Annotated in this window: 15 protein-coding genes; 9 read left to right on the forward strand and 6 right to left on the reverse strand. The window is 69.9% G+C overall.

Going from position 1 to position 25484, the window contains the following annotated elements; translation table 11 throughout:
• Positions 1-18 precede the first annotated feature (18 nt).
• Positions 19-2103 carry a prolyl oligopeptidase family serine peptidase gene (locus tag OHA65_RS29000; RefSeq protein ID WP_327279130.1) on the reverse strand — a complete coding sequence of 695 codons (2085 nt, stop codon included), beginning with the start codon at positions 2101-2103 and terminating at the stop codon, positions 19-21.
• Between the two features lie 97 nt (positions 2104-2200).
• On the opposite strand from OHA65_RS29000, the gene OHA65_RS29005 reads away from it, so the two are divergent.
• Positions 2201-3748 carry an MFS transporter gene (locus tag OHA65_RS29005; protein ID WP_329314864.1) on the forward strand — a complete coding sequence of 516 codons (1548 nt, stop codon included), beginning with the start codon at positions 2201-2203 and terminating at the stop codon, positions 3746-3748.
• Here the strand turns inward: OHA65_RS29005 and OHA65_RS29010 are convergent.
• The 4 genes from OHA65_RS29010 to OHA65_RS29025 form a co-directional block, all read right to left on the reverse strand.
• Positions 3745-5145: a cytochrome P450 gene (locus tag OHA65_RS29010; RefSeq protein WP_371645110.1), complete on the reverse strand. Its 1401-nt coding sequence runs from the start codon at positions 5143-5145 to the stop codon at positions 3745-3747. The two genes, OHA65_RS29005 and OHA65_RS29010, sit on opposite strands and share 4 nt — an antisense overlap.
• A gap of 187 nt (positions 5146-5332) precedes the next feature.
• Positions 5333-5659, reverse strand: a complete 327-nt coding sequence (locus OHA65_RS29015) for a VOC family protein (protein WP_405757243.1) — start codon at positions 5657-5659, stop codon at positions 5333-5335.
• A gap of 370 nt (positions 5660-6029) precedes the next feature.
• Positions 6030-7559, reverse strand: coding sequence for a UDP-N-acetylglucosamine 1-carboxyvinyltransferase (locus OHA65_RS29020; protein WP_327279137.1), 1530 nt, complete (start codon positions 7557-7559; stop codon positions 6030-6032).
• 150 nt (positions 7560-7709) lie between these two features.
• Complete coding sequence (locus OHA65_RS29025; RefSeq protein WP_405763451.1) at positions 7710-9530, reverse strand: amidohydrolase; 1821 nt, start codon at positions 9528-9530, stop codon at positions 7710-7712.
• A gap of 237 nt (positions 9531-9767) precedes the next feature.
• Between OHA65_RS29025 and OHA65_RS29030 the strand changes: the two genes are divergently transcribed.
• The 5 genes from OHA65_RS29030 to OHA65_RS29050 all read left to right on the forward strand — a co-directional run bounded on the left by OHA65_RS29030 (position 9768) and on the right by OHA65_RS29050 (position 18556).
• Entirely contained in the window at positions 9768-10793 is a 1026-nt protein-coding gene (locus OHA65_RS29030; protein WP_405762690.1) for a LacI family DNA-binding transcriptional regulator, read from the forward strand.
• Between the two features lie 1385 nt (positions 10794-12178).
• Complete coding sequence (gene acnA / locus OHA65_RS29035) at positions 12179-14908, forward strand: aconitate hydratase AcnA (RefSeq protein ID WP_327279140.1); 2730 nt, start codon at positions 12179-12181, stop codon at positions 14906-14908.
• Between the two features lie 297 nt (positions 14909-15205).
• On the forward strand, positions 15206-16639 hold the full coding sequence (gene ngcE / locus OHA65_RS29040; RefSeq protein WP_327279141.1) for an N-acetylglucosamine/diacetylchitobiose ABC transporter substrate-binding protein: 1434 nt from the start codon (positions 15206-15208) through the stop codon (positions 16637-16639).
• 23 nt (positions 16640-16662) lie between these two features.
• Positions 16663-17607: a sugar ABC transporter permease gene (locus OHA65_RS29045; protein ID WP_327279142.1), complete on the forward strand. Its 945-nt coding sequence runs from the start codon at positions 16663-16665 to the stop codon at positions 17605-17607.
• A gap of 13 nt (positions 17608-17620) precedes the next feature.
• On the forward strand, positions 17621-18556 hold the full coding sequence (locus tag OHA65_RS29050) for a carbohydrate ABC transporter permease (protein WP_327279143.1): 936 nt from the start codon (positions 17621-17623) through the stop codon (positions 18554-18556).
• A gap of 61 nt (positions 18557-18617) precedes the next feature.
• Here OHA65_RS29050 and mgtA read toward each other — a convergent pair whose 3' ends face one another.
• Complete coding sequence (gene mgtA, locus OHA65_RS29055; protein WP_405762692.1) at positions 18618-21365, reverse strand: magnesium-translocating P-type ATPase; 2748 nt, start codon at positions 21363-21365, stop codon at positions 18618-18620.
• Positions 21366-21975: 610 nt separating this feature from the next.
• Between mgtA and OHA65_RS29060 the strand changes: the two genes are divergently transcribed.
• From OHA65_RS29060 to OHA65_RS29070, 3 genes are all read left to right on the forward strand, one after another.
• Complete coding sequence (locus OHA65_RS29060) at positions 21976-23178, forward strand: ROK family transcriptional regulator (protein ID WP_327279145.1); 1203 nt, start codon at positions 21976-21978, stop codon at positions 23176-23178.
• A gap of 117 nt (positions 23179-23295) precedes the next feature.
• The gene (locus tag OHA65_RS29065; protein ID WP_327279146.1) at positions 23296-24411 is read left to right on the forward strand and encodes a substrate-binding domain-containing protein; all 1116 of its coding nucleotides are present in this window, start codon (positions 23296-23298) and stop codon (positions 24409-24411) included.
• Positions 24412-24689: 278 nt separating this feature from the next.
• A complete protein-coding gene (locus tag OHA65_RS29070) occupies positions 24690-25478 on the forward strand; it encodes an ATP-binding cassette domain-containing protein (protein ID WP_327279147.1) in 789 nt (262 codons plus the stop codon).
• Positions 25479-25484: the final 6 nt, after the last annotated feature.

Raw genomic sequence — 25484 nt, forward strand, 5'->3', positions numbered from 1 at the left:
GGCCCGCCCCGCCACGTGTCAGGCCAGTTCGCGGCGGAAGAATTCCAGTTCCAGCGCCATGAGCTTCTCCTTGGTGCCGTTCGGAGTCATGTGGGTGACGCCGGGCAGGGCCAGGAGCTGGTGCGGGCGGCCCGCGTCCGTCAGGGCCTGCGAGAGCCGCAGGGTGTGCGAGGGGTGGACGTTGTCGTCGGCCAGGCCCGTGATCAGCAGCAGCGGCCGGATCAGGTTCGGGGCGTCCGGGATCAGCGAATCGCGCTCGTACACCTCGGGGTGTTCCTGCGGGAGGCCCAGGTAGCGCTCGGTGTACGCCGTGTCGTAGTTCCGGAAGTCGGTCGGCGCGGCCCCGGCGGACGCCGCGTGGAAGACGTCCGGGCGGCGCAGCACCGCCATCGCGGACAGGTAGCCGCCGTACGACCAGCCGCGCACCCCCACCCGGCCGAGGTCCAGGTCCGGGTGGCGTTCGGCGAGCGCGTGCAGGGCCGCGACCTGGTCCTCCAGGGTGACCTCGGAGAACCCGCGGTACATGGCGTGGGTGAAGTCGGGCGAGACGTACGGGGTTCCGCGGTTGTCGACGGTTACCACGGCGAAGCCCCGGTCGGCCCACCACTGGCGGTGCTGCCAGCGGCGCGGCTCGGCGGACACGTCCTGGAAGCCGGGGCCGCCGTAGCCGTCCACGAGGACGGGTAGCCGCCGGCCGGGGACATGGCCGCGGGGGAGCACGAGCGCGGTGGGGACGCCGTGTTCGGTGACCCGCTCCAACAGCGGGGCCGCGCGGTACGGCAGCGGCGCGGACAGGTCGGCGGGGGCGCACGTCCGTCCGTCGGCGGTGCGTACGGTCCGCCGGATCCCGTCGGCGTCGGCGGTGGTGAGCAGCAGCGTCCCGGCGCAGGCCTGGACGCTGTGCACGCCGGGTCCGTCGGCGAGCGGGGCCAGCTCCCCGGTGGCGGGGTCGAGGAGCAGCACCTGCTGTTCGGCGGGGTCGCGCTGCCCGGCCTCGATGAGCAGCCGGTCGTGGTGGGTGCCGGCCACCCGGCGGACCTGGATCCCGTCCCCGGTCAGCAGTTTGCCGTCGATGGCGAGGGCGCGGGCGGCGCCGCCGGTGGGGGCACCCCCAGCGGCGGCCGGGGGAGTGTCGGCGGCGGTGAGCATCCGCCCGTCGGCGAGCCGGGCCGGGGTGCCGGGCAGCATCGGGTCGACCCAGTGGGGGTGGGTGGTGCGGGACAGCTCCCGGGTCCGGCCGGTCGCCGGGTCGGCGCTGAGCAGCAGGACGCACTTCTGGAGCCGGTCCTGGACGGTCAGCAGGATCTCCTCGGCCGAGTCCCAGTCGGCGTCGGAGACGTAGGGGTACGTCGAGGCGTCCCAGTCGAGCCGCACCCGGGTGCCCGCCGGGCCGAGCACCCACAGCTGGACCTCCGCGTTGGGCCCGCCCGCCTCGGGATACGCGAAGTCCTCGGCCGGGAGCTCGGGGTGCGCGGGGTCGGCGAAGTACCGCCGCTGGAGGGCGGACTCGTCGACGCGGGCGGCCAGCAGGCTCTGTCCGTCGGGGGACCACCAGTGGCCGCGGTCCCGGCCCAGCTCCTCGGCGGCGGCGAACTCGGCGACGCCCCAGCGGGCCCCGTCGGCGGGGCTGACCCGCCCGCCGGGGCAGGTGTGGAGGGCGTCGCCGGTGACGTACGCGGTGCGGGAGCCGTCGGCGTTGGGGCGGGGGTCGAAGACGGGTCCGGCGGCAGGGATCTCCTCGGGCCGCCCGTCCGGGCCGCAGCCGACCCGGTACAGCCGCCCGTACAGCGGGAACACCGCGCTGCGGCCGTCGCCGGAGAGCGCGTACGAGCCGATCCCGGCGGCGACGAGCCGGATGCGCTCCCGGAGCCGGCGCTCGGCGGCCGGCAGGACGCCCGGCTCGGGGGACAGCTCGCGGGGGTCGGCGAGCCGGGTCTCGCTGCCAGTGGCGGTGTCCAGGACCCAGAGGCTGTCGAAGGCGTCGGTCGGGCCGGTGGAGCGGAGGAACCAGAGCAGCCGGCCGTCCTCCCCGAAGGAGAACGCGCGCGGGGCGCCGTACGTGAAGCGACCGGTGCTTGCGGAGAGCCTGAGGAAGTCATCCATGATCGTAGTGTGTCATGTGAAATGGCACACTGTATATGTCATGCAGCCTAGGCTATTCGAGTGGTGTACCCCCCTGAGCAGGTTTAGCGTCGGAGAGGTGGACCGCAACGCAACGCCGACCAGTAAGGGGACCGACGGCAAGGTCCGGAAGAGCGGCAACGGGCTCGCGCTGATCGTCATCGCCTCGTGCCAGCTCATGGTCGTCCTCGACATCACCATCGTGAACATCGCCCTGCCGCACATCCAGACCGCCCTCGGGTTCTCCACCGAAAGCCTGTCCTGGGTCGTCAACGCCTACACCCTCACCTTCGGCGGACTGCTCCTCCTCGGCGGGCGCACCGGCGACATCCTCGGCCGCAAACGCGTGTTCATCTCCGGCGTGCTGCTCTTCGGCCTGGCCTCGATGCTGGGCGGACTCGCGCAGAACGAGGGCCAGCTGATGGGCGCCCGGGCCCTGCAGGGCGTCGGCGCCGCCATCGCCTCCCCGACCGCGCTGGCGCTGATCTCCACCACCTTCCGTGAAGGACCGGCCCGCAACCGGGCGTTCGGGGTGTTCGCCGCGGTCTCGGCGGGCGGCGGCGCGATCGGGCTGCTGGCCGGCGGCGTCCTCGTCGAATGGCTCAGCTGGCGCTGGGTGTTCTTCGTCAACGTGCCGATCGCCCTGGTCATCGCCGTGATGGCCCGCCGGGTCATCCGCGAGTCCGAACGCCACCCCGGACACTTCGACCTCGCGGGCGCACTGCTGTCCACCCTGGGCATGGTCGCGCTGGTCTACGGCTTCATCCGCGCCGCCCAGGAGGGCTGGACCGACCCGATCACCCTCGGCTCCTTCGGGGCGGCCGTGTGCCTGCTCCTGCTGTTCTTCCTCAACGAGCGGCGCTCGCCGCAGCCGATCACCCCGCTGCACATGTTCGCCGACCGCAACCGGGCCGGGTCCTACGGGATCATGCTCTTCCTCGCCTGCGCGATGTTCGGCATGTTCTTCTTCCTGACCCTGTTCGTGCAGAACGTACTGGACTTCAGCCCGATCCAGGCCGGCCTCGCGTTCCTGCCGGTGAGCGTCGTCATCGCCGTCGGCGCGGGCATCACCTCCCAGCTGCTGCCCAAGATCGGGCCCAAACCCTTCATGGTGACCGGCGCGCTCTGCTCGGCGGCCGGCCTGGCCTGGCTGACGCAGACCGACATCAACTCGACGTACCTCGGCAGCATCCTGGGCCCGATACTCGTGTTCAGCCTCGGCATGGGCATGCAGTTCGTCTCGCTGACCCTGATGGCCCTGTCCAACGTCGCCGACCGTGAGTCGGGCGCGGCCTCCGGACTGCTCAACACGACGCAGCAGGTGGGCGGGTCGCTGGGCCTGTCCATCCTGGTCACCGTCTTCGGCACGGCCAGCCGCAACGAGGCCCATGACCAGGTGCCGGCCTTCCTCAGCCAGGCCGGCCCCGTCCAGAAGGCCCTGTTCCTGCGCACCGGCCGGCTCCCGGACCCGTGGGGCGACCAGGTGCTCACCTCGGGCGTGAGCGCCGCCTTCATCGTCGCGGCCTGCTTCGCCCTGGTCGCCGCCGTCATCGCGCTGTTCGCGATCCAGGTCCGCCCCTCGGACCTGGAACGCCTCAAGGGCAACCACGCCCCGGCGGCGGTCTAGCCGGCCCGGCCCGTCCCGGCCTTCCGGATGCGGCAGCGGATCGGGCCGTCCGCCCGGAGGGTGATTCCGGCACTGACCGGGACCTCGGTGTCCACGGCCTCGAACTCGTACGCCCGCAGGACCATCGCCAGCGCGATCACCGACTCCAGCATCGAGAAGTGCTGCCCGATGCAGGCGCGCGGGCCGCCGCCGAACGGGAACCAGGCGTAGCGGGGGCGGCCGGCCTCCGCCTCCGGGGTGAAGCGGTCCGGGTCGAAGCGGTCCGGGTCCGGCCAGTAGCGGGGGTGGCGGTGCGTCACCCACGGGGCCAGGATCACGTCCGAACCCGCCGGGATCGTGCGGCCGCCGACCTCGGTGGCCGCGACCGAGCCGCGCCCGATGACCGGCGCCGCCGGGTAGAGCCGCATCGCCTCCTTGAGGACCTGCGTGAGGTACGGGAGCCGGTCCAGGTCGGCGGCCTGCGGCATACGGTCGCCCAGGACGCGGGAGATCTCCTCGCGGGCCCGCGCCTGCTGCTCGGGGTGGCGGGCCAGCAGGTGCAGGGAGAAGGCGAGCGAAGTGGCGGTCGTCTCGTGCCCGGCGAGCAAGAAGATCAGCACCTGGTCGCGCAGTTCGGCGGCGTCGAACTGCACGTCGTCCGTACTCGTGGCGGCGGCGAGCAGGCTCAGCAGGTCCTCGCCCCCGGCCGTGTCGCCGCTGCGCCGCTCGGCGATGATCTCGTCGCAGACCGCGTACAGCTCGTCCATCGCGGCGGCCGCCCGCTTGTTGCCCGGAGTGGGCCAGGTGCGCGGGACGTTGGCGGGGGAGTAGCCGCGGCGCAGCACGTACTCCGTGATGACCGGAAAACACCGGTCGACGACGTCGACGGTGGCCTCCACGTCGGTGCCGAAGAGGATGCGGGCGACCGCGCGCAGGGCGAGCCGCATCATCTCCTCGCCGACGTCGACCACACCGCCCGGCGCCCGCTCCCAGCCCTCGACGACGGCCCGGGTCTCGGCGGCGACGGCACCGGCGTAGCCGTCCACCCGGCGCTTGGTGAACAGCGGCTGGACCAGCCGCCGCTGGCGCATGTAGTCCTCGTCCTGGCTGGTCAGCAGGCCGTTCCCGAAGGAGTCCCGCAGCTCCTGGTAGAAGGCGTTGTCCTTGCGGAAGTTGACCGACTCCGCGGCCAGGACCTGCTGCGCGCCCTCCGCGGAGAAGACGCAGTAGAGCTCGGCACGCAGCCCCGGCGGCCCGGCGGTGATCCGGACGACGTCGCCGTGCTGCTGCTGGGCGCGCAGGTAGGTCCCGAGCGAGTCCGATTTCAGGTCGAAGAGGGACCCGAGCAACGGGACCCCCGCGAGCGCGGGAACCTCCGTACCACCGGTTCCGCCGTCCGTCCGTGTTCCCACTGCCATGGCCGCCCCCTCGACACCGTACGTACGCCCCGATTCTGCCCGCCCCGTGCCGGGGACCGTCGAGGATCGCCCCACCATGCGGCCGAAACCCACCGGTCGCCCCGCCCGCCCGCCCCGTGTCGCAGGCGCCGCCGACCGTGTCCCGAACGAGGGCGTCCCGGCTGCCGGCCCGGCGGAGCCGCACGGATCAGGCGCGACGCTGTTTCACGTCGTGCTCCACCGGCCACACCAGCACCTCGTGGCCGTCCGGGTCGATCACCCGAAGGGAGCCGGAGATGTCGCGGGGCCCCGGCGGGATGACCGGCACGTTGTGCTTCTCCACCATGGCGGTGACGCGCGCGGTGTCCGAGGAGGACACGGTGAACTGCAACGGCCCCGCCGTCGGGGTGTCCGAGGGCCCTGGTGTCTCCAGCAGGGCGAGCCAGGGCGTCACGTACAACACGGGCCCGTTTCCCTGCAACGCAAGCCCGAGCACCTCGCCGTAGAAGCGTCGGGTCTCCGCGAGATCACGCACAGGTACGCCACATCCGACTGCCGTCCCACCGGCTCCGGAAGCCCCATCCCCCACCCCTTCCGATATGAGGCACCGTCAGTGCCACTGTGAAGGATGCCTGTTCTGCCCCGGTGGTCGAGATGGTTTTAGGTCAAGATCTCCGCTGACGCTTGGGACGAGCCCTGCACCGAAACGTCGTTCGGTTCCGGTGAGTTCGGCGCACTCCGAGAACCGCCGAGCCTCTCCCCGAACGGCTCGATGGACGCGCAAACGGAGGATCCCCCGCTCTCGATGGAGAGCGGGGGATCCCGGACTTGCCCCTTGCTAGAGCATGCGTGCAGTGGCTGGAGGCCGTCCCCAAGTCCCGCTCGTCCCCGCTGGGTTCGACGGACTAGATGTCGCGGAAGATTTCGATCTGGGCGCCCACCGAGTTGAGGCGTTCGGCCAGTTCCTCGTAGCCGCGGTTGATGACGTAGACGTTGCGCAGGACCGAGGTGCCCTCGGCCGCCATCATCGCCAGGAGGACGACCACCGCCGGGCGCAGGGCCGGGGGGCACATCATTTCTGCCGCGCGCCAGCGGGTGGGGCCCTCGACCAGGACGCGGTGGGGGTCCAGGAGCTGGAGGCGGCCGCCGAGGCGGTTGAGGTCCGTCAGGTAGATGGCCCGGTTGTCGTAGACCCAGTCGTGGATCAGGGTCTGGCCCTGGGCGACGGCCGCGATGGCCGCGAAGAACGGGACGTTGTCGATGTTCAGCCCGGGGAACGGCATCGGGTGGATCTTGTCGATCGGCGCTTCGAGCTTCGAGGGGCGGACCGTCAGGTCGACCAGGCGGGTGCGGCCGTTGTCGGCCGTGTACTCCGCCGAGCGGTCGTGGTCGAGGCCCATCTCCTCCAGCACCGCGAGCTCGATCTCCATGAACTCGATCGGGACCCGGCGGATCGTGAGTTCCGATTCCGTGACCACCGCGGCGGCGAGCAGGCTCATCGCCTCGACCGGGTCCTCGGAGGGGGAGTAGTCCACGTCCACGTCGATGTTCGGGACACCGTGCACGGTGAGGGTGGTCGTGCCGACGCCCTCGACCTTGACGCCGAGCGCCTCCAGGAAGAAGCACAGGTCCTGGACCATGTAGTTGGAGGAGGCGTTGCGGATGACCGTGACGCCGTCGTGCCGGGCGGCGGCCAGCAGCGCGTTCTCGGTGACGGTGTCCCCGCGCTCGGTCAGCACGATCGGGCGGCCCGGCGAGACCCCCGCCTCGACCTTCGCGTGGTAGATGCCCTCGGTCGCCGTGATGTCCAGGCCGAAGCGGCGCAGGGCGATCATGTGCGGCTCGATGGTGCGGGTGCCGAGGTCGCAGCCACCGGCGTACGGCAGGCGGAACTGGTCCATCCGGTGCAGCAGCGGGCCCAGGAACATGATGATGCTCCGGGTGCGGCGGGCCGCGTCCGCGTCCATGGCGTCCATGTCGAGGCGGGCCGGCGGGACGATCTCCAGGTCCACGCCGTCGTTGATCCAGCGGGTGCGGACGCCGATGGAGTTCAGGACTTCGAGGAGGCGGTAGACCTCCTCGATGCGGGCGACCCGGCGCAACACCGTACGGCCCTTGTTCAGCAGCGTGGCGCACAGCAGCGCCACGCACGCGTTCTTGCTCGTCTTGACGTCGATGGCGCCGGACAGCCGGCGGCCGCCGACGACCCGCAGGTGCATCGGGCCGGCGTAGCCCAGAGAGACGATCTCGCTGTCGAGCGCTTCACCGATTCGGGCGATCATCTCAAGGCTGATGTTCTGGTTTCCGCGCTCGATTCGGTTCACGGCGCTCTGGCTGGTGCCGAGCGCATCCGCGAGTTGACTCTGCGTCCAGCCCCGGTGCTGCCGGGCGTCACGGATGAGCTTGCCGATGCGTACGAGGTAGTCGTCTGCCATGGGTGCACCGTATCTCAGATATGAGATGACTCCTGCTTCAGGTGTGGCAGACGGGTGTTACGGACCGTCAGTTCCGCGGGACCTTCCCCGCCATCCCTCTGATTACGGACATCTACCCCCTTATCCGTATCGGCAACCTCATGTCACCCGTCAGTGGCCGCAGGCGTGGTGGCGGTTCGCGTGGACCGCCGTGTACGACGCCGGGCGCGCGGCCCCGGCGGCGCGGGTGAGGGCGATCGCCGCAGCCCGACCCGCCGCCGAGTCCGCGTCGTGCACCACCCGGCCGCCGACCAGGGTCATCCGTACGCCGGTCCCGCTGATGTCGGCCACCGGACAGCGGGTCACATCCCGGTCCAGCAGCACCAGGTCCGCCGCCTTGCCCGGTTCCACGGTCCCCGTCAGCCCCTCCTGCCTCAGCTGCCACGCCGTCCCGGCCGTGTGCATCCGCAGTGCCGAGGTCCGGCTCAACCCCTCCAGCTCCCGGTGCAGCTCACCCGTGCCGTACGCGCCCTGCCGGTCGATCGCGGTCCGCAGCTGGTTCCACACCTGGAGCGCGTCCACCGGCCAGTCCGAACCGCCGGTCAGCCGGGCCCCCGCCCGCTCCAGGCTGCGCGCCGGGTACATCCACCGGTGGCGCTCGGGACCGATGTACGGGAGCAGCGCGTCCATCGTCCAGGTGTCCTGCGCCGCCCACTGGAGCTGCATGCAGGCGGCGACTCCCAGCTGCGCGAAGCGCCGCAGGTCCGCCGGGTCCACGAGCTGCAAGTGGGCGATCGTGTTGCGCGGGTCCCGCAGGCCGGTAGCCCGGCGGGCGTACGCGTACCCGTCCAGGGCCGTGCGCACCGCCCGGTCGCCCAACCCGTGGGCGTGCAGCTGCCAGCCGGCCTCGTTGAACACCGCCGTCAGCCGGCCGTAGTCCGCCGCCGAGGTGTACAGCTCGCCGCGGTTCGCGGTCGGCTTGCCGTTCCCGTCCAGGTAGGGCTCCAGCAGCGCGGCCGTCTGCGCCGGGTACTCGATGACCCCGTCGAGGAACACCTTGACCGTCCCGAACCGCAGGCCCCGTACGCCCTCGAACTCCTTTCGCAGCCCGCGCGCGTACGCCAGTGCCCCCGCGGGGTCCTTGGTCTGCTCCGCGTCGAGCCGGATCGCCGGCACGATCCGCTGCGGCAGCTTCCCCGCCGCCGAAAGGACCTGGTAGAGCTCCAGCTCGTGCCGCCCGACCAGGGCGTCCATCATCGTCGTGACCCCGGACGCGGCCGCCAGCCCCAGCACCTTGGCGCAGGCCGCGACCAGTTCGGCCCGGGAGGGCTCCGGGACGTGCCGCTGCACCAGTTCCTGCGCGTCGTCCTTCAGGACGCCCGTCGGCTGCCCGTCCGGCCCCTTCACGATCCGGCCGCCGACCGGGTCCGTGGTGGCCGCGGTGATCCCGGCGATCTCCAGGGCCCGCCGGTTCACCCAGAGGTTGTGCCCGTCGCCGCCGACCAGCGCTACCGGTCTGCGGGTCGCCAGCGCGTCCAGCATCGAGTGGTGCGGCACGCTTCCGGCCGGCAGCAGCCCGACCGGGTTCCAGTCCTCCACCACCAGCCACCGGTCCGGCTCCGCGCCGGCGCCGCCGGTGTCGGCGAGGAAGCCGGCCAGCAGCTCCAGGAGCTCGGGCAGGGTGGTCTCCGCCCCCTCCAGGGAGGGCCGCAGGGACCGGTCGCCGGCGCCCAGCGGGTGGACGTGCCCGTCGTGGATCCCGCTCATCACCGTGTTGCCGCCGGCGTCGACGACCTCGGTGTCCCGCCCGACGTGCCGGCGCACCGCCGAGCCGCTCCCAGTGGCCAGGACCTTCCCGTCCCGCCCGACCGCGACGGCCTCCACCGGCGCGCCGCCCCCGGTGGTCCCGGTGAACACCCGGGCGTTGTGGATCACCAGGGCGGCCGAGCCGCGCCCGCCGGAAGCGGCCGCGGCCGCCGGGCCCGCGCCCATCAGGCCGGCCGCGCCCGCCGCCCCGGCGGCCGCCAGCAGTCCCCGGCGGGAGAGGAAGGAGCGGACGGGGGAAGAAGAGGCGGGAGAAGAGGCAGGAAAGGGGGCGGGAGAAGAGGGGGAAGACGAGGTCATGGCCACTCCAAAACGTCGGTGTGGCCAGGACACTGTTTGATTAACCCCTTAACCAGAACCCGTCGCCGCCGACGAAATCCGCACCGCCGTCCGTACGATGACCCCGTGCCCGGGCCCGGACCGACCATCGCCGACATCGCGCGCGCCGCGGAGGTCTCCACCGCGACCGTCTCGCACGCGCTGGGCGGCACCGGCCGTGTCGGCGAGTCCACCCGCCGGCGGGTCCGCGAGGTGGCGGCCGCCCTCGGCTACAGCGCCCGCCGCGGCCCCCGTACCCGTACGCTCGGCCTCGCCGTCACCACGTACGCGGGTTCCGCCTGGAACTACGTCGAGATCGCCTACTTCTCCCGGCTGCTGACCGCCGCGACCGCGGCCGCCCACGCCCGCGGCTACGCCCTCACGGTGCTGCCCGCCGACCGGGGCGCCGAACCGCTGTGGCACACCCTCGCCGTCGACGGGATGCTGCTGCTCGACAGCCCGGCCGGTGATCCGGTGCTCCGCGCCCTACGGGCACGAGGCCTGCCGGTGGTCTTCGACGGTCGCCCCCCGGACCCGCGGCCGGGGGACGTGTGGGTGGACAACGACCACGAGGCCACCACCCGGGAGGTCCTCGACCACCTCGCGGCCTCCGGGGCCCGCCGGATCGCGCTGCATTCCGCCTACGGTCGGGAGCACTACACCCAGGCCGTCACCTCGGCTCACGCCTGCTGGTGCGCCGAGCGCGGGACGGCCCCGATGGTGGTGCCCTTCGACCCCGAGGACGGCGCCGGGCACGCTTTCGACGACGTGTTCGCCACGCCCGGCGGTGAGCGCCCCGACGCCGTGTACTGCGTGTACGACCCCGGCGGCCGCCAGGTGCTGGCCGCCGCCGCGCGACACGGGCTGCGGATACCGCGGGATCTGCGGCTCGTCTGCGCGAGCGAGGACCCCTCGTACGCGGCGGGCGAGCCGGCGGTGAGCACGGTGACCCTGCGGCCGGAGGTGATCGGGGAGAGCGCCGTCGACTCGCTGGTGGCCCTGCTGGAGTCCCCGCAGGGCGCGCCGCCGGGGCAGCGGACCGTCCCGGCGGCGCTGGCCGTGCGTACGTCTTCGCTGGCCGTGCGCACGTCCGCGCGGCGGGGCTCCGTGTGATGTGGCCCGTTGCCCCGTCTCAGTGAAGTTCGTCGCCGAGCTCGCATGGACCTGCGTGGACCGGGTGGGGTGAGACGGCTTCGTGAGGCACCGATCCGGCCCTGGACCGCTGGTGTCCTTCGACGTCGGTCGTGCAGTACTGGCTGGCCTGGGCGGACTGGGTTGGACGTCAATGTGCGCGAGCGTCCTCGATGTGGTGCTCCGGTCGGGTCCAGAGGGTGAGGTCGCTGCTGGTGGCGACTGCCAAGGTGAGACCGGACGGGGAAAAACCGGCGGCGCGCAGTTCCGAGTCCTCGGAGTGGAAGACGTGCCACCAGGTGCCTCCCGCCGGTCCTTTGATACGAACTCGCTGGCGAGGCCCGAATGGCTCCGTTCGACTCCTCGGGGTGGCGGCTGCATCGTGTCCGGGGCGAGGCGGACGAGACGGCGGGGGACTTCGTGCCGCAGAGCCAGCTCGTGATTGGTGTGGCCTCTGTGGGCGTCGATGTAGACGAGCAAGGGCAGATGGGGCCGGTCGGGGAACAGCTCTGATCGAGTGGTGCCGGGGTTGGGCCTCATGCGGCCGCGCGGGGAGCCGGCATCAGCGAGTGCCCGGTCCAGAGCCTCCGTGGAGCGTCCGGAACCAGCGGCACCACCTCCGGCCCCCCGGCCCGCTCGAAGCCCCCTCCGGCCTGGCCGCAGGCCAGGCGCGTCCCCTCGAACGCCTCCGCGTCCTTCGGTTCGATCCGCTCATCGGCGCGGACATCGACGACCGCAGCCGAGCCGTCCGCGCGGCGTACGAAGTGCTCCGGAGCGTGCCGACGCTCCCGTAGCCCGTCGTGCCAGTGCAGCTAGAAAGGCTGCGAGGCGATCCCCGTCACCCTCGGGTCGAAGTCCATGAGCAGCAGCCGGTCCCGTTCCAGCCAGGACTCGAAGCCGACATGCTGCCCGGTCGTGGCCGCCCCGTACCAGCCGGAGAGGTGACGCTCACCAGCGACCGGCGAAGCGGCCGGACCGCGGCTGCGTCCTCGAACCGGGCTGTCGCACGGTCCAGCAGCGGACGGCGTTGTCGCTCGCGTACGGCATCCACGTACGGCATCCACGTACGACAGCTCGGCGTACGGCTCCGGAAGATCCACCCCGACCGGTACGGCCACCCAGCCACCCCAGGGCGTCACCTCGTACGACTCCGTTCGCTGTCAAACGCCTCGATTGGATGACAGGACACCCATGCCGTGCATGACCACGGCGCGGCAATGCATTAGAGTTATCTCGACATCGAGATATCTGCCGAAGGCGTACCGCAGCCGCCCCTGCTGGTAAGGGTTACCTAACTTAGCCTTACCTTAGCGGATTGGCCACAGGGCGTGGCGGCAGGATTGCGGTAAAACGCGCGAATTTCATGCATGAAGGAGACTGTCGTGTCGGCGAACAGCTTCGACGCCCGCAGCACGCTGCAGGTGGGCGACGAGTCGTACGAGATCTTCCGGCTGGACAAGGTTGAGGGCTCGGCCCGTCTTCCCTACAGCCTGAAGGTGCTGCTGGAGAACCTGCTCCGCACCGAGGACGGCGCGAACATCACCGCCGACCACATCCGGTCGCTCGGCAACTGGGACTCGCAGGCCCAGCCCAGCGAGGAGATCCAGTTCACGCCGGCCCGCGTGATCATGCAGGACTTCACCGGCGTCCCCTGCGTCGTGGACCTCGCCACCATGCGTGAGGCCGTCAAGGCCCTCGGTGGCGACCCGGCGAAGATCAACCCGCTCTCGCCCGCCGAGATGGTCATCGACCACTCGGTCATCGCCGACAAGTTCGGCACGAAGGACGCCTTCGCGCAGAACGTCGAGCTGGAGTACGGCCGCAACAAGGAGCGCTACCAGTTCCTGCGCTGGGGCCAGACCGCCTTCGACGACTTCAAGGTCGTCCCGCCGGGCACCGGCATCGTGCACCAGGTCAACATCGAGCACCTGGCCCGCACGATCATGGTCCGCGGTGGCCAGGCGTACCCCGACACCCTCGTCGGCACCGACTCGCACACCACCATGGTCAACGGCCTGGGCGTGCTGGGCTGGGGCGTCGGCGGCATCGAGGCCGAGGCCGCGATGCTCGGCCAGCCGGTCTCCATGCTGATCCCGCGCGTCGTGGGCTTCAAGCTGACCGGCGAGCTGCCGACCGGCACCACCGCCACCGACCTGGTGCTGACCATCACCGAGATGCTGCGCAAGCACGGTGTCGTCGGCAAGTTCGTCGAGTTCTACGGTGAGGGCGTCGCCGCCACCTCGCTGGCGAACCGCGCCACCATCGGCAACATGTCGCCGGAGTTCGGCTCCACCGCCGCGATCTTCCCGATCGACGACGAGACCCTGAAGTACCTGCGCCTGACCGGCCGCGACGCCCAGCAGGTCGCGCTCGTCGAGGCGTACGCCAAGGAGCAGGGCCTGTGGCTGGACCCGGCCGCTGAGCCCGACTTCTCCGAGAAGCTGGAGCTCGACCTCTCCACGGTCGTCCCCTCCATCGCCGGCCCGAAGCGCCCGCAGGACCGCATCGTCCTGGCCAACGCCGCCGAGCAGTTCGCGGTTGACGTGCGCAACTACGTCTCCGACGACGAGGAGGCCGGCAAGGAGTCCTTCCCGGCGTCCGACGCCCCGGCCTCCGCCAACGGCGTGCCGACCCGTCCGACCCAGGTCACCCTGGCCGACGGCACCTCCTTCGAGATCGACCACGGCGCCGTCACCGTCGCCGCGATCACCTCCTGCACCAACACCTCGAACCCCTACGTCATGGTCGCCGCGGCGCTCGTGGCCAAGAAGGCGGTCGAGAAGGGTCTCGCCCGCAAGCCGTGGGTCAAGACCACCCTGGCCCCGGGCTCGAAGGTCGTCACCGACTACTTCGACAAGGCCGGCCTGACTCCGTACCTCGACAAGATGGGCTTCAACCTCGTCGGGTACGGCTGCACCACCTGCATCGGCAACTCCGGTCCGCTGGACGAGGAGATCTCGAAGGCGATCAACGAGCACGACCTCGCGGTCACCTCGGTGCTCTCCGGCAACCGCAACTTCGAGGGCCGGATCAACCCCGACGTCAAGATGAACTACCTGGCCTCCCCGCCGCTGGTCGTCGCGTACGCCATCGCGGGCTCCATGAAGGTGGACATCACCAAGGACGCCATCGGCATCGACACCGAGGGCAAGCCGGTCTTCCTCCAGGACATCTGGCCGTCCGAGGCCGAGGTCAACGACGTCGTGGCGAACGCCATCGGCGAGGACATGTTCAGCAAGTCCTACCAGGACGTCTTCGCGGGCGACGCCCAGTGGCAGGCGCTGTCGATCCCGACCGGCAACACCTTCGAGTGGGACCCGCAGTCCACCTACGTCCGCAAGCCCCCTTACTTCGAGGGCATGACGATGGAGACCACCCCGGTCTCCGACATCGCCGGTGCGCGCGTGCTGGCGAAGCTGGGCGACTCGGTCACCACCGACCACATCTCCCCGGCCGGTGCGATCAAGGCCGACACCCCGGCCGGCAAGTACCTCACCGAGCACGGCGTCGAGCGCCGCGACTTCAACTCGTACGGTTCCCGTCGCGGCAACCACGAGGTCATGATCCGCGGTACGTTCGCCAACATCCGCCTGCGCAACCAGATCGCGCCGGGCACCGAGGGCGGCTTCACCCGCGACTTCACCGTCGAGGGCGCGCCGGTCGCGTTCATCTACGACGCCTCCCAGAACTACCAGGCCGCCGGCATCCCGCTGGTCATCCTGGCGGGCAAGGAGTACGGCTCGGGCTCGTCCCGCGACTGGGCCGCCAAGGGCACCGCGCTGCTCGGCGTCAAGGCCGTCATCGCCGAGTCGTACGAGCGCATCCACCGCTCGAACCTGATCGGCATGGGCGTGCTCCCGCTCCAGTTCCCGGAGGGCGCCTCGGCGGTCTCGCTGGGCCTCACCGGCGAGGAGACCTTCTCCTTCACCGGTGTGGAGGAGCTGAACAACGGCACCACCCCGCGCACCGTCAAGGTCACCACCGACACCGGCGTGGAGTTCGACGCGGTCGTCCGCATCGACACCCCGGGTGAGGCGGACTACTACCGCAACGGCGGCATCATGCAGTACGTGCTCCGCAACCTCATCCGCGGCTGAGGTCAGTAGCGGCACCAAAGGGCCGTATCCCCGTTAAGGGGGTACGGCCCTTCCGCTTTTTCCGGCCCGGGCCAGGTTTCGGGGAGGTCTCAACTCGGAAAAGCTGACGGACAACTGTGTGCATGATCTTGCTCACACGAGCGGAAGTGGACTATACCTGTGCCCGTCCGGATCACCGCGTTACGAGCGGTACCGGACCGGGGGGCGGCGGGGACCTGCGGTGATGTCCGTATGCGCGGTGACCACGGGCATTCGTCGAGTCCCGGCCTCCTTCACACTTCTGACGAAGGCGAGGACATGAGCATGCGATCCACTGGTGAGGGCATCGGCCGCCGTGACCTGATCAAGCGCTCCGCAGCGCTGGGACTGATCTCGGTGCCCACGATGAGCTTCCTGTCCGCCTGCGCCTCCGGCGGTGGGGACACCTCGACGAAGGGGCCGGACAAGGGCGCGGTGACGAAGGAGAACCCCTTCGGCGTCGCCAAGGGCGGCAAGCTCGACGTCGTCGTCTTCAAGGGTGGGTTCGGCGACGACTACGCGAAGGCCTGGGAGGCCGCCTTCGACAAGAAGTGGGGCACCACCAGCTCCCACCTGGGCACCCAGGAGATCGCCGCCAAGCTCCAGCCCCGCTTCAACGGCGGCAACCCGCCGGACGTCATCGACGACTCGGGCGCCCAGCAGATCAAGGTCGACGTCCTGGCCAAGGGCGGTCAGCTCGCCGAGCTCACCGCGGTGCTGGACGCCCCCTCGCTCGACGACCCGGCCAAGAAGGTGCGGGACATGCTCATCCCCGGCACCGTCGAGCAGGGCACCCAGGGCGGCAAGTTCGTCGCCCTCTACTACGTCTACACCGTGTTCGGATTCTGGTACTCGGGCAAGCTCTTCAAGGAGAAGGGCTGGGCCGAGCCCAAGACCTGGGACGAGTTCCTCGACATCTGCACCAAGGCCAAGGCCGCCGGCATCGGCGGACTCGCCCACCAGGGCAAGTACCCGTACTACATCAACGTCGTCATCATGGACCTGATCGCCAAGAAGGGCGGTCTGGAGGCCATGAAGGCGATCGACAACCTGGAGCCGAACGCCTTCGAGGGCAACCCCGCCGCCCTCGCCGCCGTCGAGGCGGTCTACGAGGTCGTCGAGAAGGACCTGCTGATGGCCGGCACCAACGGCCTCACCCACACGGAGTCCCAGACGGCCTGGAACCAGTACAAGGCCGCCTTCATCCCCTCCGGCTCCTGGCTGGAGAACGAGCAGCTCAAGCAGACCCCCGACGACTTCGACATGAAGTTCCTGCCGGTGCCGACGCTCGCCGACAGCAAGCTGCCCTTCGAGGCCATCCGCGCCGGCGCGGGAGAGCCCTTCATCGTCCCGGAGAAGGCCGCCAACAAGGCCGGCGGCCTGGAGTTCCTGCGTTCGATGCTGTCCCGCGAATGGTCGACCCTCTTCGCCCAGCAGGCCAACTCCCTCACCGTCGTCAAGGACGGCGTCGACCCGAACGTGAAGCTGCGCCCGGGCACGGCCTCGGCGGTCGCGGCCGTCAAGACCGCCGGTTCGAACACCTTCAGCTACCTGTACCCCGACTGGTACAGCGAAATGGACACCGAGATCCAGAACGCGTCCAATGAGCTGATGGCCAAGCGGATCCAGCCAAAGGAATGGATCAAGCGGGCCCAGGCTGCGGTAGACAAGGCTGCCAAGGACCCGAACGCCAAGAACAACCACCGCAGCTGACATACGTCCAAGGGGCGGACACCATGAGCCAAGTAGCCCAGGGCAAGGGACGGATCGGCTTCATCGCCGGCTTCCTCGTCCTGCCGCTCGCGCTGTACCTGACTTTCGTCATCTGGCCGTACATCCAGACGTTCGGTTACTCCTTCACCAACTGGTCGGGACAGTCGCCCACGTTCGATTTCGTCGGCCTGGACAACTATGCGGCGCTGATGAAGGACGAGGTCTTCCGCGGCGCCCTGTGGCACAACCTGCTCCTCCTGGTGTTCGTCCCGACCGTCACCATCCTGCTGGCCCTCTTCTTCGCCTTCATGGTGAACGCGGGAGGGCGCAGCGGGGCCGGCGGCGTCCGGGGCGTCTGGGGCTCCTCCGTCTACAAGATCGTCTACTTCTTCCCGCAGGTACTCTCCCTCGCCATCCTCGCGGTGCTGTTCGGCGCCGTCTACCGCAGCGACGAGGGCGGCCTGCTCAACGGGTTCCTGACCAAGCTGGGGCTGGTCGACCCGGTCCACCCCGTCGAATGGCTCAACCAGCCCGACCTCGCGCTGTGGTGCCTGCTCCTGGTGGTGGTCTGGCACGGGGTCGGCTTCTACTTGGTCCTCTTCTCGGCCGCCATGCAGTCCGTACCCAAGGACATCTACGAGGCCGCCCTGCTCGACGGCGCCGGGCGCGCGCAGACCTTCCTGAAGGTCACGCTGCCCCTGCTGTGGGACTCCGTGCAGACCTCAGCGGTCTACCTGGGCATCGCCGCGATGGACATGTTCGTGCTGGTGTCGACCATGACTTCCGGCCAGTTCGGCGGCGGGCCCGACCACCACAGCGAGGTCATGGCCACGGTGCTGATGCGCAACTTCCTCTACTTCGGCAAGAGCGGCTACGCCTGCGCCATGGGCGTCGTCATGCTCGTCCTGACCATGATCCTCTCCATCGTCACGCTGCGCGCCACCCGCCGCGAGCGCATCGAGTTCTGAGAGGAGATCCCCGATGACTACAGAGTCCACAGTGATCAAGGCACCGGGCGAGGCCTCGGCCGAGCGGTCCGGCGGCAGCGGGCGCGCCAAGGACGGTGCGAAGCCCGCCTCCGACGGCACGGTGCTGAACGTCTTCTCGCACGGGTTCCTCGCCGTCTGGGCGATGCTGATCGTCCTGCCCCTGATCTGGCTGGCGCTCGGCTCGTTCAAGACCGACTCGCAGATCGGCGGCTCGGCCCTCAGCTGGCCCTCCAACTGGCACTTCGACGCCTTCTCCCGGGCCTGGGACAAGGGCATCGGCGACTACTTCGCCCACACGCTGATCGTGATGGTGTTCTCGGTCCCGCTGACCATGCTGCTCGGCTCGATGGCGGCGTACGTCCTGGCCCGCTACCCCTTCCCGGGGAACCGGCTCTTCTACTACTTCTTCGTCAGCGGGGCGATGTTCCCCGTCTTCCTCGCGCTCGTCCCGCTGTTCTTCATGGTCAAGCGCCTGGACATGCTCAACACGTACCAGGGTCTGATCCTCGTGTACGTGGCCTACTCGATGCCCTTCACCGTCTTCTTCATGCACTCGTTCTTCCGCACGCTGCCGACGGCCGTGCACGAGGCGGCGGTGATCGACGGGGCCTCCGACACCCGGATCTTCTTCCAGGTGATGCTGCCGATGGCCAAGCCCGGCCTGATCAGCGTCGGGATATTCAATGTCCTGGGCCAGTGGAACCAGTACATCCTGCCCTCCGTGCTGATGCAGCCGCAGACCGGATCGGACCCCGAGCGCTACATGCTCACCCAGGGCCTGATCCAGCTGCAGTACCAGATGGGGTACGAGACGGACCTGCCGGTGCTGTTCGCCGGCGTGACCATCGCGATGATCCCGATGCTGGTGGTCTACCTGTCCTTCCAGCGGCAGATCCAGGCCGGCCTGACCTCCGCCACCCTCAAGTAGCGGGCCGGCGACGGCCGGGGGCGACGCCGATCGCCCCCGGCCGTCCGCGCGGGCCCCGCACCTACAGCCAGGTGCCGAACGTGCGGATGTACAGGGTCTTCAGGAGCTGCGTGAGCGTGCAGTACGCCAGCAGCACGCCGACCAGCCACGGGAAGTAGCCCGCAGGCAGGGCCGTGAAGCCCAGCGGGGCGGCCAGCGGCGAGAAGGGCAGGTACAGACCGGTCAGCACCGCGAGGACGGTCATCACCATCACCGGCCAGGAGGCGCGGGACTGGATGAAGGGGATCTTCCGGGTACGGATCATATGGACGATCAGGGTCTGCGAGAGCAGTCCCTCGATGAACCAGCCGGACTGGAACAGCGACTGCTCGGCCTCGCTGTTGGCACCGAACACGTTCCACATGATCACGAACATCGCGATGTCGAAGATCGAGCTGATCGGGCCGATGCAGACCATGAACCGGCCGATGCCCTTGGCGTCCCAGTTGCGGGGCCCCCGCAGGTACTCCTCGTCCATCCGGTCCCACGGCGTCGCCAGCTGCGCGATGTCGTAGACCAGGTTCTGCACCAGCAGCATGATCGCGAGCATCGGCTGGAAGGGGATGAACGCGCTCGCCACCAGGACCGAGAAGACGTTGCCGAAGTTCGACGACGCCGTCATCTTGATGTACTTGATCGTGTTGCCGAAGGTCGTCCGGCCCTGGATCACACCCTGTTCCAGGACGGTCAGGTCCTTCTCCAGCAGGATGATGTCCGCGGACTCCTTGGCGATGTCGACTGCGGTGTCGACGGAGATGCCGACATCGGCGTCGCGCAGCGCGGCGGCGTCGTTGATGCCGTCCCCGAGGAAGCCGACGGTGTGCCCGTCGGCCTGCAGGGCGCGGACGATCCGGGCCTTCTGGACGGGATTGACCTTGGCGAAGACCGTCGTACGGGCGGCCAGCGCGCGCAGCGCCGTGTCGTCGAGGGCGTCGATCCCGGTGCCGAGCACCACGTGCCCGACGTCGAGACCCACGTCCGCGCAGACCCGCGTGGCCACCAGGTCGTTGTCGCCGGTGACGACCTTGACCGCGACGCCCTTGTCGGCCAGGGCCTGCAGGGCCCGGGCGGCGTCGGCCTTCGGCGGGTCGAGGAAGGCGAGGAAGCCGACCAAGGTGAGGCGGTCCTCGTCCGCGACGGAGTACGTGTCGCGGGGGGCGCTCACCGTGCGGGTGGCGACGGCGAGGACGCGCAGGCCGCGGCGGTTGTTGTCCTCGGCGATGCGGGTGACGTGCCGGCGCAGCCCGTCGGTGAGTTCGACCTTCCGGCCGCGGTCCGTCATGTGGGTGCAGAGGTCCAGGACCTCCTCCACCGCACCCTTGGTGATCATGATGTGCTCGGGGCGGCCGGGGCCGCCCACGACGGCGTTGCGGTCCAGGACCACGGACATCCGGCGGCGGGCGAAGTCGAAGGGGATCTCGTCGACCATCGAGAACCGTGCGTCGACGACAACCTCCTCGGCCTCGTCCACGCGGTCGATGACGGCCTGGTCCATCAGGTTCTTCAGGCCCGTCTGGAAGTGGGAGTTGAGGTAGGCGTACTCCAGGACCTCGCCGTCCTCGTCGCCGTGCACGTCCAGGTAGCGGTCCAAGGCGATCCGGTCCTCGGTGAGGGTGCCGGTCTTGTCCGTGCAGAGCACGTCCATGGCGCCCAGGTTCTGGATCGCGTTGAGCCGCTTGACGACGACCTTCCGCTTGGACATGGCGACCGCGCCGCGCGCCAGGTTGGCGGAGACGACCATCGGCAGCATCTCGGGGGTCAGGCCGACGGCGACGGCGACGGCGAAGAGGAAGGCCTCGTCCCAGTCGCCCTTGGTGAGGCCGTTGACGGCGAACACGACCGGGACCATGACCAGCATGAAGCGGATCAGCAGGAAGCTGACCTTGCGCACGCCGTTGTCGAAGTTGGTCTGCGGGCGCTCGCCGACCAGCGAGCCGGCCATCGAGCCGAAGTAGGTGTCCGAGCCGGTGGCGACCACGACTCCGGTGGCGGTCCCGGAGGTCACCGAGGTGCCCATCAGGACCAGGTTGTCGGCCTCGACGGGGTCGGTGCCCTCGAACCGGCCGAGGTCGTCGGCGCCGGGGGTCCCCCCGGCGGTGCGGGCGGGAGCATCGGCCTTGGCGACCGGCAACGACTCGCCGGACAGCGCGGCCTGGCCGACCATCAGGTCCTTGGAGGTGATCAACCGCAGGTCGGCCGGGATCAGGTCGCCGGCTGCCAGCTTCACCACGTCGCCGGGGACCACCTGGTCCATGGGCACTTCGAAGGTGGCCGGCCCCGAGCCGCCACCGGCCCGGCGCTGCACCGCACAGGTGGTCGTGACGAGCCTCTTCAGCGCGTCGGCGGCGCGGCCCGAGCGGTGCTCCTGCCAGAAGCGCAGCAGTCCACTGACCGCCACCATCACGGAGAGGATGACGACACCCGGGTCGGCCGGGTCCTGCCACCACATGACGGCGGCCAGGAAGACCAGGACGGTGATGAACGGGTTCCAGAAGGCCTTCGCGAGCTGCGCCCACCAACGTGGGGCCCGCTCGTGGGCGACGACGTTGGCGCCGTGCCGCTCCAGGCGCAGTGCCGCCTCGGCGTGCGTGAGGCCGCTGCGGGTGGCGGACAGCTCCTGGAGGACCAGGGCGCAGGGGCGGGCGCCGAACCCGGCGAGCCGCTCGCCGGCGAGCCGGGTACGGGACTCCAGCTCGGCGGCCTTGCGCTCGCGGCGGCCGTTGCCCGGCGGCGCGAGCTTGGTCGGTGTACGGGGGGTGAGCATGGTCATGATGAGTACCTCCCTCCACCGCGTCCGGGCAGCACGGAGCCGCGCGGTCACGTGGAGTGGTCATGGGTCGGCGCGCCGCAGCGCGGCGCAAAGCGCCGTCGGGCACGCCGGGGGACATGGATGACGACGCACGCCCGCGGACGGACCGGGGCATGCGGAAGGAAGGGGAGGTGGAGAAGAATGAAGGGATGCAGAACCGCACGGGGGGCAGCGGTGGACCGCGGCCGCGCGGCAGGTGCCGCGACCGTGCGCACTCAGGGAAAGATCGGCTGATCCAGGTCAGCCGACGAGAGCGCTGCAAAGACTTCGATCGGGACTCATCCCGAACACCTCCTTGCATAGCGCCGTCATTACGGGGCGCCCGCCCGGCCGGAAAGGCCGCAGAGGACCGGCGCCTCAGCGACCGTAACACGTTCCAGAGGGATGTCTCTCATACTTATGACCGGTAGTGACCGTTTCGTTCCGTGTCAGCCTCTTGACGTCTGGAGGGCCAAAGGCTCGACTTAAGGTTCACAAGTTGGAGAGACGCCGGGGTCTCGGAGCACCAAGCCGCGACGCCGGCTCGGGGGGCGACGGTCGGCCGTCGCTAATGGGCAGGAGTGGATGAGTCGTGCAGACTCCCGGATCGCAGTCTTCACTGCACCGCGCGAATCTCGAACGGGTCGTGCGGGCCGTGCGGCTCGCCGGTTCGTTGACCCAGGCGGAGATCGCCCGGTCCACCGGACTGTCGGCGGCCACGGTCTCCAACATCGTCCGCGAGCTCAAGGAGGGTGGGACCGTCGAGGTCACAGACACCTCGGCCGGCGGCCGGCGGGCGCGCAGCGTCTCCCTCAGCGGCGACGCCGGCATCGTCATCGGCGTGGACTTCGGCCACACCCACCTGCGGGTGGCCGTCGGGAACCTCGCCCACCAGGTATTGGCGGAGGAATCCGCCCCGCTGGACGTGGACGCCTCCTGGGCGGAGGGCTTCGACCGCGCCGAAGCCCTGGTCGGCGAGCTGATCGCGGGCATCGGGGTGGGCCGCGAGAAGGTCATCGGCGTCGGGCTCGGCGTCCCCGGCCCCATCGACGTGGAGTCCGGCACCCTGGGCTCCACGGCGATCCTCCCGGGCTGGGCGGGCATCAACCCGCGCCAGGAGCTCTCGCAACGCCTCGGCGTGCCCGTGTACGTGGACAACGACGCCAACCTCGGAGCGCTCGGGGAGCTGGTGTGGGGGAGCGGCCGGGGGGTCAAGGACCTGGCCTACATCAAGGTCGCGAGCGGTGTCGGCGCCGGCCTGGTGATAAACGGGCAGATCTACCGGGGGCCCGGCGGCACCGCCGGGGAGATCGGGCACATCACCCTGGACGAGTCCGGCCCGGTGTGCCGCTGCGGCAACCGCGGCTGCCTGGAGACCTTCGCCGCGGCCCGGTACGTACTGCCGTTGTTGCAGAGCACGCACGGGCCCGAACTCACCATGGAGCGGGTGGTCGAACTGGCCCGGGAGGGCGACCCGGGGTGTCGCCGCGTGATCGCCGACGTAGGCCGCCATGTGGGTAGTGGTGTCGCGAACCTGTGCAATGTCCTCAACCCGAGCCGGGTGGTGCTCGGGGGGTCCCTGGCGGAGGCCGGTGAGCTGGTCCTGGCCCCCATACGCGAGTCCGTGGGCCGGTACGCGATCCCCAGTGCGGCACGTCAACTCTCGGTGCTCACCGGGTCGTTGGGTGGTCGGGCCGAGGTACTGGGCGCGCTGGCCCTCGTACTGAGCGAGATGGGCGATTCGACGCTTCTGACCGATTCGTCGAACCTCAAGCTCTTGCCTTCAGTTAGATAACGGATGGCACCGTTGTCATCTCGTTAAGGATTCACTCCTTGACGCCAAACTGCGGCCGAGGTTGACTCACGTCCACCTCGGCCGCGCTGTTGCGGCCACGTCAGGGAGGTTCAAGAAATGAACACGCGCATGCGTAGAGCCGCCGTAGCCGTCGCCGCCACCGCCATGGCCGCTTCCCTTGCCGCCTGTGGCAGCGCCAAGGAGGCCGGCGAGAAGCCGAAGGAGTCCGGCTCCGCCGCTGCCGGTGGCGCGATCAAGATCGGTCTGCTCCTGCCGGAGAACCAGACCGCGCGCTACGAGAAGTTCGACAAGCCGCTCTTCGAGAAGAAGGTCGCCGAACTCACCGGCGGCAAGGCCGAGGTGGTCTACGCCAACGCCAAGCAGGACGCGACCACGCAGAACTCGCAGGTCGACACGATGATCACCAACAAGGTGAACGTCCTGGTCGTCGACGCCGTTGACTCCAAGGCCATCGCCGGCTCGGTCAAGAAGGCCAAGGACAAGGGCATCCCGGTCGTGGCCTACGACCGCCTCGCCGAGGGCCCGATCGACGCCTACACCTCGTTCGACAACGAAGAGGTCGGCAAGGTCCAGGGCAAGGCACTGCTGGAGGCCCTGGGCGACAAGGCCAAGGACGGCCAGATCGTCATGATGAACGGGTCGGTCACCGACCCCAACGCCGCCCTCTTCAAGAAGGGTGCGCACTCCGTCCTCGATGGCAAGGTGACCATCGGCAAGGAGTACGACACCAAGGAGTGGAAGCCGGAGAACGCCAACACCAACATGGCGGGTGCGATCTCCGCGCTGGGCAAGGACAAGATCGTCGGCGTCTACTCGGCCAACGACGGCATGGCCGGCGGCATCATCACCGCCCTCAAGGCCGCCGGCATGGAACCGCTTCCCCCGGTCACCGGTCAGGACGCGGAACTCGCCGGTGTGCAGCGCATCGTCGCCGGTGAGCAGTTCATGAGCGTCTACAAGCCGTACGCCCCCGAGGCCGAGGCCGCCGCGAAGATGGCCGTCGCGCTCGCCAAGGGCGAGAAGCTCGACGGTGTCACCACCTCCAAGGTTGACAGCCCCACGGACAAGGGCATCGCCTCGCTCCTGGTCCCCGTCGTCTCGCTGACCAAGAACAACATCAAGGACACTGTCATCAAGGACGGTGTCTACACGGCCGACGAGATCTGCACCGACAAGTACGCGGCCGCCTGCACCACCCTCGGCCTGAAGTAGGCCGACCGGGCCCCATACGGGCCCCTCAGTAGGCCATCCCGGCCCCCACGGGCCGGACCCGGCCGCACGCGGGGTCCCCCCCGGACCCGCCGAGGCCCCAGCGTCCTGCCGGCCGGAGGCCCGCCTCCGAGCCTCCGGTCCCCCAGGACCCCCGCGCCTGCCCGGCGCCCCGCCCACTTTTCCCCGCCACTCGCGGGGCGCCGGGCAGAAACGATTCCTTACCCACCCCGCTCCTGCACTTTTTGCACGACATCCCCGCCGGTCAGGCGGCGAAGGAGATGGTTCATGTGTCCGCTGCGCCCGTGCTGGCGTTGCGAGGGGTCTCGAAGCGATTCGGTGCCGTTCAGGCGCTCACCGATGTAGAGCTTGAGATCCACTCCGGCGAGGTGGTCGCCCTGGTCGGCGACAACGGCGCCGGCAAGTCCACGCTCGTCAAGACGATCGCCGGCGTCCACCCCATCGATGACGGAGTCATCGAGTGGGAGGGCAAGCCGGTCTCGATCACCAAGCCCCACGACGCCCAGAACCTGGGCATCGCGACGGTCTACCAGGACCTCGCACTGTGCGACAACATCGATGTCGTCGGCAACCTGTTCCTGGGCCGCGAGCTCAAGCGCCGCGGTGTCCTCGACGAGGTGGAGATGGAGCGCCGCGCCCGCGAGCTCCTGACCACCCTGTCGATCCGGATCCCCAGTGTCCGCATCCCGATCGCCTCGCTCTCCGGCGGTCAGCGCCAGACCGTGGCGATCGCCCGTTCGATGCTCGGCGAGCCCCAGCTCGTCATCCTCGACGAGCCCACCGCCGCCCTCGGCGTCGAGCAGACCGCACAGGTCCTCGACCTGGTGGAGCGGCTGCGCGAGCGCGGCCACGCCGTCATCCTCATCAGCCACAACATGGCCGATGTGAAGGCCGTCGCCGACAAGGTGGCGGTCCTGCGGCTGGGCCGCAACAACGGCGTCTTCAGTGTCAAGGACACGTCGCAGGAAGAGATCATCTCCGCCATCACGGGAGCCACGGACAACGCCGTGACCCGTCGTGCGGCCCGTACCGGGGAGGCTCGCAAGTGAGCACCG

Source organism: Streptomyces sp. NBC_00045 (assembly GCF_045041095.1).
In the GTDB taxonomy this organism is placed as follows: Bacteria; Actinomycetota; Actinomycetes; order Streptomycetales; family Streptomycetaceae; genus Streptomyces.

Excerpts from the sequence above, each read along its gene's own strand:
- OHA65_RS29000 (WP_327279130.1), bottom strand. The coding sequence starts at position 2,103 with ATGGATGACTTCCTCAGGCTCTCCGCAAGCACCGGTCGCTTCACGTAC.
- OHA65_RS29010 (WP_371645110.1), bottom strand. The coding sequence starts at position 5,145 with ATGGCAGTGGGAACACGGACGGACGGCGGAACCGGTGGTACGGAGGTT.
- OHA65_RS29020 (WP_327279137.1), bottom strand. The coding sequence starts at position 7,559 with ATGGCAGACGACTACCTCGTACGCATCGGCAAGCTCATCCGTGACGCC.
- OHA65_RS29025 (WP_405763451.1), bottom strand. The coding sequence starts at position 9,530 with ATGGGCGCGGGCCCGGCGGCCGCGGCCGCTTCCGGCGGGCGCGGCTCG.
- acnA (WP_327279140.1), top strand. The coding sequence starts at position 12,179 with ATGAAGGAGACTGTCGTGTCGGCGAACAGCTTCGACGCCCGCAGCACG.
- ngcE (WP_327279141.1), top strand. The coding sequence starts at position 15,206 with ATGAGCATGCGATCCACTGGTGAGGGCATCGGCCGCCGTGACCTGATC.
- OHA65_RS29045 (WP_327279142.1), top strand. The coding sequence starts at position 16,663 with ATGAGCCAAGTAGCCCAGGGCAAGGGACGGATCGGCTTCATCGCCGGC.
- OHA65_RS29050 (WP_327279143.1), top strand. The coding sequence starts at position 17,621 with ATGACTACAGAGTCCACAGTGATCAAGGCACCGGGCGAGGCCTCGGCC.
- mgtA (WP_405762692.1), bottom strand. The coding sequence starts at position 21,365 with ATGACCATGCTCACCCCCCGTACACCGACCAAGCTCGCGCCGCCGGGC.
- OHA65_RS29065 (WP_327279146.1), top strand. The coding sequence starts at position 23,296 with ATGAACACGCGCATGCGTAGAGCCGCCGTAGCCGTCGCCGCCACCGCC.
- OHA65_RS29070 (WP_327279147.1), top strand. The coding sequence starts at position 24,690 with ATGGTTCATGTGTCCGCTGCGCCCGTGCTGGCGTTGCGAGGGGTCTCG.